The sequence below is a fragment of the Streptomyces sp. NPDC086835 genome, assembly GCF_044745705.1.
Lineage (GTDB): Bacteria > Actinomycetota > Actinomycetes > Streptomycetales > Streptomycetaceae > Streptomyces.
Genome location: NZ_JBIVAU010000009.1, coordinates 334,556 through 345,859 on the forward strand (window position 1 = coordinate 334,556; position 11,304 = coordinate 345,859).

The window sequence follows — 11,304 nt, forward strand, 5'->3', positions numbered from 1 at the left end:
GGGATTCCCCGGCGCTCGTCTTGATCGGCCGGGGAATCCCCTGTTGTGTGTCGGCCATGACGGGATATTCACCGGACGCCACCGACTGGCGCATACTCGAGGCCCTCCAGACCCGGGGCAGGGCCAGCTTCGCGGAGTTGGCGCGGGCCGTCTCCATGTCCCCGAGCGCCGTCACCGAGCGGGTGCGGAGGCTGGAGGAGGCGGGCGTCATCGAGGGGTATTCGGCGGTCGTGGACCAGGAGCGGATCGGGCTGCCGATCCTCGCCTTCGTGCGGCTGCGCTATCCGAACGGCAACTACAAGCCGTTCCACGATCTGCTGGACGCGACGCCCGAGATCCTCGAGGCCCACCATGTCACCGGCGACGACTGCTTCGTGCTGAAGGTCGCCGCCCGCTCGATGAGCCACCTCGAGCAGGTCTCCGGGAAGATCGGCGCGCTGGGCTCCGTGACGACGAGCGTCGTCTACTCCTCGCCGCTGCGCCGCCGCCCGATCAGTCGCTGAGGGCCGCCTCCGTCCGCAGCCGCACGGCCGACCCGCCGCGGTCCTTGACGACCTCCAGTTGCGCGGGGATGCGTCGGCGCAGATCGCCGACATGGCTGACGATGCCGACGCTGCGGTCCCGTTCGCGGAGCGAGTCGAGGACGTCGAGCACCTCGTCGAGGGTCTGGTCGTCGAGGCTGCCGAAGCCCTCGTCGATGAACAGGGTGTCGAGCCGCATGCCGCCGGCCTCGTCGGTGACCACGTCGGCGAGGCCGAGCGCGAGGGCGAGCGAGGCGAAGAACGTCTCGCCGCCGGACAGGGTCGCCGTGTCGCGTTCCCTGCCGGTCCAGGCGTCGACCACGCGCAGTCCGAGGCCTGCGCGTTTCCCGCCGGTGCGGGCGTCGGAGTGGATGAGGGTGTACCGGCCGGAGGACATCCGCTGAAGCCGTACGGTGGCGGCTGCCGCGACCTGTTCCAGGCGGGCGGCGAGTACATACGACTCGAGGCGCATCTTACGTTCGTTGTCGGCGGAGGTTCCCGCGGTGAGGGAGGCCAGGCCGGCCACCAGGTCGTACTCCTCGCGCAGCGGGCGCAGCGCGAGGGTCTCCGAGGTGGCCTGCCGGGACAGCCGGTCGAGTTCGGCGCACCTGTCGCGTGCGGCGTCGAGCGCCGATGCGGCGTCGCGCAGTGCGCGCTCCGCGGCCTCGTGGACGGCGTGGGCCGTCCCGGGCGCCGCGGGGGGCCGGGCCGCCGCGGCACGGGCGTCCTCCTCCGCGAGCCGGTCGGCGACGGCGGCGGCCTCCGCCTGCCAGGCGTCGACACGGTGCTGGATGTCGCGCTGTTCGGCGTCGGTCAAAAGGCGCGCCGCCGCGTCCGCGGGTGTGTCGAAGCCGGCGCGGAAGGCGGCGTCGGCGAGCCGGTCGTCGGCCTGCTTCAGCCGCAGGGCGGTGCTGTCGACCGCGCGGACGGCGTCCGCCGCGGCGGTCAGCAGACCGGCCCGGCTCTCCAACTGCGCGGCGCGCTCGGCGACGCTGCGGGCGCCGTCTCGCGCTCTGGACAGGTCGTCCTGGAGCAGGGCCAGTTCCTGGTCGAGGGTCTCCCGCCGGGAGGTGCGGGCGGCGCTGCGCCGCTCCGCCTCCTGCCGGGCGGTGACCCGCTTCTCGTACTCCCGCTCCGCGCGTTCAAGTGCCTCGCGGGCGCCGTGTGTTCCGGCCGCAAGATCACGCGCGCCGGCGTACTCCCGCTCCAGTTCCTCCACAGCTCCGCGCAGGTCCGCCACCGCCGGGTCCTCGCCGGACCGGGGGGCGGGGACGGTCGTTCCCTGCCGCGAGTGCGCGGCGGACGACGGCTCCGGGCCGCGGGCCCTGGCCGCTGACGAAGCTCGGGACTCGCCGAGCACGGCCAGCTCCCGCTCCGCGTCCTCCTTGGCCTTCTGGGCGCGTACGTACCGGTCGTAGGCCGTGTCCTCCGCGGCACGGTCCACGTGCCCGGCGCCCGCGCGGGCCGGCGCCGGGTGGTCCACGGAGCCGCAGACGGCGCAGGCTTCGCCCGGGACGAGCGCCGAGGCCAGTTCCGTGGCGATGCCCTGGAGCCGGCGCTCCTTGAGGTCGAGCCAGGCCGCCTTGGCCTCGTTGGCGCGCTCGTGCAGGGTGCGCAGCCGTTCGGCGGCCTTGTCCGCGCGGGCGGCGAGGTCGTCGCGCTCCTGGGCTGCGCGCAGTCGTTCGCGAGCCGGTTCGAGCCGGCCCGCGAGGTGTTCGGCCCGGGTGGCGGCCTCCTGCGCGGCCGTGATCCGTTCCTGGTGGCCACGGCGGACGCCGTCCCATTCGGCGAGCCAGTCCGCCGCCTCGGCGAGGATGTCGTCGTCGGCCCGGGCCTGCCGGTCGAGCTCAGCCAGCTCGCGGGTGATGTCCGAGGCGCGGGCCTCCGCCCTGCGGGCGGCGTCCAGGCCGCCGAGCTCCTGGCGCAGCGCGCGTTCGGCGCCGGTGAGCCGGTCCGCGCCCGCGTCGGTGAGTTCGGCGGGCAGTGCGGCCCTGGTGCGTTCGCGTTCGGCCTCCGCCGTGCGGTGCTCGCGCTCCGCGGCGTCGCGCATCCGCAGCGCCGGCTCGACGAGCGCGGCCTTGCGGGCCCGTTCCAGCCGGGCGCACCGGCTCTCGTGCTCCGCGCGCCGCGTCTCGAGGACCTCGGAGCGCTCCAGCGCCTCCGTGTACCGCCGCTGGAGCCGGTCCAGTTCCTGTTCGGCCTCGAGGGCCCGGCGGGCGGCCGCCTGCCGGCTCTCGGCGGCGGCGAGGGCGTACTCGGCGATGTCGAGCCGCTCACGGGCGCCGGTGCGGGCCACCGCCGCCCATTGCAGGACGGCGTCCGCGAGGCCGGGGTCGCCGGGCTGCTGCTCGGGCCGGGTCCACTCCGCGGCCGCCGGGCCGGCGGCCTGCTCGATCCGGTGGGCGACGGCGAGCAGCCGTTCGTCGCCGGCCTTCACCTGGTGCTCGGCGGCGCGCCGCAGCTCGGCGAGGTGGTCCTCGACGGCGGCGAACCGGCGTGTGTCGAAGAGCCGTCCGAGGAGCTTGCCGCGGGCCTCCGCGTCCGCCCGGAGGAATCGGGCGAAATCTCCCTGCGGCAACAGGACGACCTGGCAGAACTGCTCGCGGCTCATCCCGAGGAGCTGGGTGATCTCCTCACCGATCTCCTGGTGCGACTTGCTGAGCGGCCGCCATTCCCCGTTCGCCGTGTCGTACTCGCGCAGCGTGCTGTGCGCCCGCTCGGTGACGAAACCCTTGCCGCGTGCCTTGGGGCGCGGCTGTGCCGGGCGGCGGGTGATCTCCAGCCGCCGCCCGGCGACGGTCAGTTCGAGGCTGACCTCGGTCGGCGTGCCGGCCGGCGCGTGGTCGCTGCGCAGCGACGTCCCGGGGCTCTGGCGCGCGCCGGGGACCGCGCCGTAGAGCGCGAAGCAGACGGCGTCGAGCACGGAGGTCTTGCCGGCGCCTGTCGGCCCGTGCAGCAGGAAGATGCCGGAGCTCGCGAGGGCGTCGAAATCGACTTCCTGGGTGGCTCCGAACGGCCCGAACGCCGTGACGGCGAGTCTGTGCAGTCTCACCCGGCCACCTCGCGCACACCGGCGTCGACCCGTACGTCCTCGAAGGCGGCGCGCAGCACGGTGCGCTCGCCGTCGTCGGGGCCGTTGCCGCCGCGGACGTGGGCCACGAAGTCCTCCGCGATCTGCTGGTCGCTGCGCCCGCGCAGCCGTTGGGCGTAGGAGGCGGACGTGTCCTGCGGAGCGCGGTCCGGCTCGAACACCAGGCTGAGGATGTGCGGGAAGCGCCGGGTGAGCCGCGCCATCGGATCCGCCGGGCGCACGGCGTCGGTGAGGGTCGCCTCCACGAACGACTCCTCGTGCCGGTCCAGCTCCGGGCTCTCCAGCAGCTCCTCCATGGTGCCGCGCAGCCGGGCGAGGGGGCGTGGCACCGGGCAGTCGATCCGCTCGGCGGTGACGGCTCCCGAGGCGTCGAGGTCGACGAGCCACATCGTCTTGCGGTGGTCGGCCTCGGAGAAGGAGTAGGCGAGCGGGGAGCCCGAGTAGCGGATCCGCTCGGTGATGGTCTGGCAGCCGTGCAGGTGCCCGAGGGCGACGTAGTCCACGCCGCGGAAGACACCGGAGGGGACGGCGCAGACACCGCCGACGGTGATGTCCCGCTCGCTGTCGCTCTCCTCGCCGCCCATGACGAAGGCGTGGGCGAGCACCACGGACCGGGTGCCTTCCTCGCGGGCGGCGAGGTCGTCCCGTATCCGCTCCATCGCCGCGGCGAGCACCGTCTCGTGGGCGGCCTTCTCCGTCCCGAACTCGTTCCTGACCAGGGACGGTTCGAGATAGGGCAGGCCGTAGCAGGCGACCTGGCCGTGATCGTCGGCGAGCAGCACGGGGGTGCCGCAGCCCGCCGGGTCGGTGCGCAGATGTATGCCGGCCCGGTCGATGAGTCCTGCTCCGACGCCGAGGCGGCGCGCCGAGTCGTGGTTCCCGGAGATCATCACCGTCGGCACGCCGGCGTCCGCGAGCCGGTGCAGCGCCTCGTCGAACAGCGCCACGGCGGCGAGCGGCGGGACGGCCCGGTCGTACACGTCTCCCGCCACCAGCACCGCGTCGACCTCGCGCTCGCGCACCGTCGCCACCAGGTGGTCGAGGAACGCGGCTTGGGCGTCGAGCATGCTCACCCGGTGGAACGACCGGCCCAGGTGCCAGTCCGACGTGTGCAGGAGTCTCATGATCCGTGAGCGTATCGGTGGGGTCGGACAATGCGGGCGGCTTCACGCATCTCCGTACGCCTCGCCCCCGAGTTCCAGCCCGGCCGTGCCCGCCGTGACGTCCGCCAACCAGGCGCGGAAGGCGTCGACGTCGGCGTCGGGCAGCCCGATCCCGATGCGGACGGTGTCCGTGTATGTGACGTCGCGCACCTGACGGCCGGTCGCCCGGAGGTCGTTCTCCAGCTTTCCGGCTCGCTGGTGGTCGACGGTGACGGTGGCGAGCCGGAACCGCTTGCGGGTGACGGTGCCGAGCGCGTCCAGGGCCTCGCCGACGACGCCGCCGTACGCCCTGATCAGCCCGCCCGCGCCGAGCTTGACGCCGCCGTAGTACCGGGTGACGACGGCGGCGACGTAGCGGATCTCCCGGCGCATCAGCATCTGCAGCATGGGCACCCCGGCCGTGCCGCCGGGCTCACCGTCGTCGCTCGCCTTCTGCACGGCCGCGTCGGCGCCGACGACATAGGCGAAGCAGTTGTGCGTGGCGGTCGGATGCTCCCTGCGGATGCGCGCGACGAAGGCCTGGGCCTCCTCCTCCGTGGCGGCCGGGGCGAGCGCGCAGATGAAGCGCGATCGGTTGATCTCGGTCTCGTGGACACCCTCGCGGGCGACCGTCCGGTACTGCTCCTGCATCCGGCCACCCTATGCGCCGTCCGGGGCGGGTTCGGCCACCGGGGAATCGCGGGGACCTCCCGCCCGTTCTCGTGGCATGTACGCAGACGCAGAGACGATCCGCAGAATCCTGACGGCCACCGGTGACACCTGGGCGGTGGTCGGCCTGTCCCACAACGAGGAGCGGGCGGCATACGGCGTGGCCGATGTGCTCCAGCGCTACGGCAAGCGCATCGTGCCGGTGCACCCGAAGGCAGAGACGGTGCACGGTGAGAAGGGGTACGCGAGTCTCTCCGAGATCCCGTTCCCGGTCGACGTCGTCGACGTGTTCGTGAACTCGGGTCTGGCCGGCGCGGTGGCCGACGAGGCCGTCGGTATCGGCGCGAAGGCCGTCTGGTTCCAGCTCGGCGTGATCGACGAGGAGGCGTACGCGCGCACCAGGGCGGCCGGCGTGGACATGGTGATGGACCGGTGCCCCGCGATCGAGATCCCGCGGCTGGGCTGAGCCGCCGGTCGCTCCCGGCGGGGCGGGCGTCCCGGCCGGCCCGTTGTCAGATGCCGAGGCCTTCGACGACCACGGCGCCGGGCAGGGCGGCGAACGCCTTGCCCGGCAGGATCAGCTTGCCGCGTCGGCGGCCGCTGCCGACGAGGACCCATTCGGTGTCGACGACGGCCGGGTCCACCAGCAGCGGCCAGTCGGCGGGCAGCCCGACCGGGGTGATCCCGCCGTACTCCATGCCGCTCTCGCCGGTCGCGGTCTCCATCGGCGCGAACGACGCCTTGCGGGCGCCCAGTTGTCTGCGCACGGCACCGTTGACGTCGACACGGGTGTGGGACAGCACCAGGCAGCCGGCGAGCGAGGTGACGCCGCCCCGCTTCCCGGCGACGACGACGCAGTTCGCCGACTGCTCGAGCAGTTCGCGGCCGTAGTGCTCGACGAAGACGGCGGTGTCGGCGATCTCCGGGTCCGTGTCGACGTAGAGGATCTGCTCGGCCGGCACGTCGCCGTGCCAGGCACGCACGGCCGCCGCGACAGGTGCGACGAGGAGGTCGAGGCAGTCGGGTGCGGGGGTGGCATCGTCGAAATTCCCGATGGGTGCGCGCATGTGCGGCACGTTAACACCACGCCGCACGGCGGCGATCGGGCGTCTCAGCGGACGGGCGGGACGGAGACGGCCATCATCACTTCGACGACCACCTCGCCCTCGTTGCGGTAGGCGTGCGGGACGTTCGCCTCGAAGGTGGCCGAGGTGCCGGCGGGGACGGCGTGGGCCTGCCCGTCGACGACGAGGGTCAGTTCACCGGCGGTGACGTGCAGCAGTTCCGTCGTCCCGTCGGGGTGCGGGTCGGAGGCGCTCTCGTCACCGGGCATCAGCCGCCATGACCACAGCTCCAGCGGCCCGCCGCGCTCGTTGCCGACGAGGAGCGTGGTGGAGCTGCCGGTCGAGGTGGACCACATACGGACGGCCTGCTCCGGGGGGACGATGCGGACCTGGGCGCCCTGCTCGTAGTCGAGCAGCGTGGTGATGCTGACGCCGAGGGCGTCGGCGAGTTTCACCGTGGTGCCGACGCTGGGGTTGGTGCGCGCCTGCTCGATCTGGATGATCATTCCCCGGCTGACCCCGGAACGGGCGGCGAGAGCGTCCAGGGTGAAGCCCCGTTCGCCGCGCCAGTGCTTGAGGTTGCGGGCGAGCGACTGGGTGAGCTGGTCGAGGTCCGACACATTCCGTCCAATATCTTGGATGACAGAGTTCAATACATTGCACTACCGTGTGGTGCACCGAATCGTTCACCGCACTGTACTGCGAGGCATCGCATGACCGCACTCTTCGCCCTGGCCACCAGCCTCCTATGGGGACTGGCCGACTTCGGCGGCGGCCTGCTCACGCGACGCACGCCCGCGCTCACCGTGGTCGTCGCCTCCCAGTCCGTCGCGGTGGTGGTCCTGGGCGCGATCGTCGTCGCGACCGGCGGCTTCGCAGAGGCCGGACCGCGGCTCTGGTACGCCGTGGCGGCCGGCGCGGTGGGCCCGGTGGCGATGCTCTGCTTCTACAAGGCCCTCGCGCTCGGCCCGATGGGCGTGGTCTCACCACTCGGTTCACTCGGCGTCGCCGTCCCCGTCGGCATCGGGCTCCTGCTGGGCGAGCGGCCCGGAGTGCTCCAGTTCGCGGGGATCGCGGTGGCGGTGGCCGGCATCGTCCTCGCGGGCGGCCCCGAACTGCGCGGCGCACCGGTACAGCGCCAGGCGGTCCTGATGACGCTCGTCGCGGCATTCGGGTTCGGCGCCGTACTGGCCCTGATCGCGGAGGCGTCGACCACGCTCACCGGACTGTTCCTGGCGCTGTTCGTCCAGCGCGTGACCAATGTCGCCGTCGGCGGGGCCGCCCTGTGGGTGTCGGTCAGGCGCGGCGGCCGGGCGCTGCCGGAGGACGGGGGCCTGCGGACCGTCCTGCGCTCGCTGCCCGCGCTCGCCTTCGTCGGGCTCGCGGACGTGGCGGCCAACGGCACGTACTCGATCGCCGCGCAGACCGGGCCGGTCACGGTGGCCGCGGTCCTCGCCAACCTGTATCCGGTCGTGACGGTCTTCGCGGCGCTGGTGATCCTCAAGGAACGGCTGCGCACGGTGCAGGCCGCCGGCGCCGGACTGGCGCTGGTGGGCACGGTCCTGCTGGCGAGCGGCTGATCAGCGCCCTTCGACCTCGGAGCCGGCCCGGCCGGGAGCAGCCACCTCCGGCAGCTTCCCGCTCTCGACACCCGCCTGCGGCAGAGCGACGCCGTCGACGCCCGTCCGCGGCAGTTGCTTCTCGAGCTCGGCGAGCGCCCGCAGTTGCTCCGGGGTGACGCCCTCCGGGATGGGCACCGGCGCGGGCGTGCGCAACGGCGGCTGCCAGCCGCCTGCCTCGTCCCACCGGCGTACGACGCGGGCGGGGGCTCCCGCCACCACGGAGTGGTCGGGCACCTCGCCCCGTACGACCGCGCCCGCCGCCACCACCACGTTGCGGCCCAGCCGGGCGCCGGGGAGGATCACCGCGCCCGTCCCCAGCCAGCAGCCGGGGCCGATCGAGACGGGGTCGGTGCGGGGCCACTGCTTTCCGACCGGCTCGTGCGGGTCGTCGTAGCTGTGGTTCGTCGAGGTGATGTAGACGTACGGACCGCAGTACGTGTCGGAGCCGATGGTCACGCGGGTGTCGGCGATGACATGACTGCCGCGTCCCAGGACCACCCCGTCCCCCAGGGTCAGGATGGGATCGGGGCCGAGATCCAGGCCGGGCATCATCCCGGCGGTCAGGGTCACCTGCTCGGCGATGATGCAGTGCGCGCCCAGCTCGATCCACGGTTCACCGAAGACGGTCCCCTGCGGGAAGGCGAGCCGGGTGCCGGTCCCGATCCGTCGGAAGTCGAGCCGCCCCGGACGGTCGGCCGTGACGGCGCCCGCCTCCTGCATCCACTGCCAGCCGCGGTGGACGGCGCGTGCGAGTCCGCGCCGCCACCAGGCGGCGGGCGATGAGAACGTGTTTCTGTTCTTCGGCACCCGCCCACGGTAGTCGGCCCGGCCCCGCACGCCGGGCGTGACGTGCTGTGATGTTCGCCCCAAGGGCCACCCGCGGCCCGCCGTTTACCACGAGAAGCGGCTCTCGCAGGCCACTTCGCGCGCAACTCCACCGTTCTGTGGACAGTGCGCGCACTCCGGAGTCCGCGGCCTCACGCCTGGCTAGCATGACACCGCACGCTTCCGGAGGATCACCGTCAGTGATCGGCGTCAACACGTCGCCCGTGGCAGGCGATACGGGCCGATGCGCCGGCCGGCCGCCTGTTCCCACAGCTCCTCCCGCACTCGAGCAGCGAGGGATCGCGGAATGTCAGTGGCTCCCACACCACACCGGACACGTACGTCACGGCGTTCCCCCGTGCCCCTGCCGCTGACCGCGCTGCTGGCGGCCGCCCTGGCCGGCGGAGCGGTGGTCGCGGCCGCTCCCGCATCCGCCCGCGCATGGGTGGCCGCGACGGTCTGCGTCGCCTGGCTGGGCGTCGCGTCCACCGCCGGCGCCGCGTCGGCGACGCTGCGCCGACGCCGGGGCGCGGGTGCCGCCGCGAGCGGCGAACTGCGCACGCTCCAGGCCCGGTCGGCGCAGCTCGCCGCCGAAGCTGCGCACCTGCTCAACGTCACCGTCCCCGCCGTCGTCAAACGGCTGCGTGACGGCGCCACCGTCGAGGACACCCTGACCGGCACGCCGGGTCCCAACGACGCCCAACTGCGGCGCATGCTGGAGGCCTTCGCCACCGAGGTCGGCGCGGCGGAACACCGCGCCCGGGCCTCCGCGGCGAACTGTGCGGCCGCCGTGCGGCAGTTGGCGCTGGCCGCGGACGGCGTCGACCGGATCACGACGGTCGCCCTGCCGGCCGCGGTGGCCCATCTGCGCACCGGCGCGTCGGCCGAGACGGTGATGGCGGGCCTGGACCGGCCCGCCGACTCCCGGCTGCGGGTGCTGCTCGAGGCGACGGTGCGGGAGCTGGCGCTCAGCGAGCGACGCGCGGCGGCCGCCCAGGGCGCGAGCGCGAAGGCCCTCAGCCGGGTCCAGGCGAAGGCCGTGACCATGCTGGCCGATCTGCGCGAGATGCAGGACCGGCACGGCGAGGAGGTCTTCGGCGATCTGCTGAAGCTCGACCACGACGCCTCCCAGCTCGGTCTGATGACCGACCGGCTGGCGCTCCTCATGGGCGGCCGGGCCAGCCGCGCCTGGAACAAGCCGATCCCCGTGGAATCCGTCCTGCGCGGCGCGGTCGGGCGCATCGCCGCGTACCAGCGGGTGCGGCTGCACTCCTCCAGCACGGCCGCCGTCGCCGGTTTCGCCGCCGAGGGCGTGATGCACCTGCTGGCCGAACTGATGGACAACGCGGCGAACTTCTCCCCGCCGGTCGAGGAGGTCCATGTCTACGTCGAGGAACGGACGGCCGGCCTGGTCGTCACCATCGAGGACAGCGGCCTGAGAATGTCCGACGCTGCGATGCGCCGGGCGGAGGAGGCGGTGTCCGGCGGAATCACCGACCTCGCCACCCTTCAGGGCACCCGGCTCGGGCTGGCCGTGGTCGGCAGGCTGGCCGTGAAGTACCGCATGAGCGTCAGCTTCCGGCCGTCGTCGCGCGGCGGTACGGGAGTGGTGGTGCTGCTGCCGCCGCAGCTGCTCGCTCAGCCGCGTAACGGCCTGCCGGAGCAGGCGGCGACCGGGCATGTGACCCCGGCCCACGGCATCACCGTCCCACTGCCCGACGCCCCGACGACTTCCGGGGCGGGCACGGCGGGGACGCCCTCGTGGGAGAGCACGACAGCGACAGCAGGAGCCGAGGCCGGCACGGTCGGAGCCTGGGAGGCCACGGCAACCACCACCGCGACCGGGGACGGCCCCGTCGCGACGACCTCCTGGGAGAGCACACCGGCAACCGCAACAGCCGGGCCGGACACGGCAGGAGGGACGCCGTGGGCGGGCGGGGCCGGGATCACGGCGGCTGGCGGCACGGCCGGCGACAGCGTGCCCGTCCCGGCGCAGGGTGTGCGCCGGGTGGCGACGCCCGGCGGCCTGCCGGTGCGGCCGGCGGGCCGCACGATGGCGGCGGCGGACCGCGGCCGCGACCTTGGGGCGGGCCTGTCGGAGGGCTACGCCGGGACCGGCCGGGACGCGGGCACGCAGTTCGGCGCGTTCCACCGCTCCCGCCGTCCCGGGAACTCCGGCTCCCCCGCCGCGGGGTCGGGCCCGTCCTTCCCGTCCGAGGCGCCGGCGCACACGGATCCGCACGGCGGTCCCTCGGAAGAGGCGTCCGGGACGGCCGGGCCGTGACCGGGCCCGGCGCGCCGCCGCCGTCCGTCCCCATCCCGTACACCGGAACACCGGAACCGACAGGAGGCACAGGCCGACACCCGGTC

Annotated in this window: 10 protein-coding genes; 4 read left to right on the forward strand and 6 right to left on the reverse strand. The window is 73.8% G+C overall.

The genetic code is table 11. The features are described 5' to 3' along the window. The first annotated feature begins 56 nt into the window (after positions 1-56). Positions 57-503, forward strand: a complete 447-nt coding sequence (locus tag ACIPJI_RS27625; protein WP_307705199.1) for an Lrp/AsnC family transcriptional regulator — start codon at positions 57-59, stop codon at positions 501-503. On the opposite strand, the gene ACIPJI_RS27630 is transcribed toward ACIPJI_RS27625, so the two are convergent. From ACIPJI_RS27630 to ACIPJI_RS27640, 3 genes are read right to left on the reverse strand one after another with little or no spacing between them, the layout of a single operon-like run. Further along, entirely contained in the window at positions 493-3,573 is a 3,081-nt protein-coding gene (locus tag ACIPJI_RS27630; protein ID WP_402249483.1) for an AAA family ATPase, read from the reverse strand. The two genes, ACIPJI_RS27625 and ACIPJI_RS27630, sit on opposite strands and share 11 nt — an antisense overlap. After that, entirely contained in the window at positions 3,570-4,736 is a 1,167-nt protein-coding gene (locus tag ACIPJI_RS27635) for an exonuclease SbcCD subunit D (protein ID WP_402249485.1), read from the reverse strand. The genes ACIPJI_RS27630 and ACIPJI_RS27635 overlap by 4 nt, the downstream gene beginning before the upstream one ends. Before the next feature lie 42 nt (positions 4,737-4,778). Next, entirely contained in the window at positions 4,779-5,405 is a 627-nt protein-coding gene (locus ACIPJI_RS27640; RefSeq protein WP_356620301.1) for a YigZ family protein, read from the reverse strand. Between the two features lie 76 nt (positions 5,406-5,481). Here ACIPJI_RS27640 and ACIPJI_RS27645 point away from each other — a divergent pair, with 76 nt between their 5' ends. Further along, on the forward strand, positions 5,482-5,889 hold the full coding sequence (locus ACIPJI_RS27645; protein ID WP_307705203.1) for a CoA-binding protein: 408 nt from the start codon (positions 5,482-5,484) through the stop codon (positions 5,887-5,889). A gap of 46 nt (positions 5,890-5,935) precedes the next feature. Here the strand turns inward: ACIPJI_RS27645 and ACIPJI_RS27650 are convergent, their stop codons facing one another. Together ACIPJI_RS27650 and ACIPJI_RS27655 are read right to left on the reverse strand one after the other, a co-directional pair. Continuing rightward, on the reverse strand, positions 5,936-6,490 hold the full coding sequence (locus ACIPJI_RS27650; RefSeq protein WP_402249487.1) for a YbaK/EbsC family protein: 555 nt from the start codon (positions 6,488-6,490) through the stop codon (positions 5,936-5,938). 44 nt (positions 6,491-6,534) lie between these two features. After that, positions 6,535-7,107 (reverse strand): helix-turn-helix domain-containing protein, encoded by a 573-nt coding sequence (locus tag ACIPJI_RS27655; RefSeq protein ID WP_307705205.1) that lies wholly within the window; start codon positions 7,105-7,107, stop codon positions 6,535-6,537. Between the two features lie 93 nt (positions 7,108-7,200). On the opposite strand from ACIPJI_RS27655, the gene ACIPJI_RS27660 reads away from it, so the two are divergent. Beyond that, complete coding sequence (locus ACIPJI_RS27660; RefSeq protein WP_159694179.1) at positions 7,201-8,067, forward strand: DMT family transporter; 867 nt, start codon at positions 7,201-7,203, stop codon at positions 8,065-8,067. Here ACIPJI_RS27660 and ACIPJI_RS27665 read toward each other — a convergent pair whose 3' ends face one another. Further along, on the reverse strand, positions 8,068-8,916 hold the full coding sequence (locus ACIPJI_RS27665) for an acyltransferase (protein WP_307705207.1): 849 nt from the start codon (positions 8,914-8,916) through the stop codon (positions 8,068-8,070). A gap of 376 nt (positions 8,917-9,292) precedes the next feature. Here ACIPJI_RS27665 and ACIPJI_RS27670 point away from each other — a divergent pair, with 376 nt between their 5' ends. Further along, the gene (locus ACIPJI_RS27670; protein ID WP_402249490.1) at positions 9,293-11,218 is read left to right on the forward strand and encodes an ATP-binding protein; all 1,926 of its coding nucleotides are present in this window, start codon (positions 9,293-9,295) and stop codon (positions 11,216-11,218) included. The last annotated feature ends 86 nt before the right edge of the window (positions 11,219-11,304 follow it).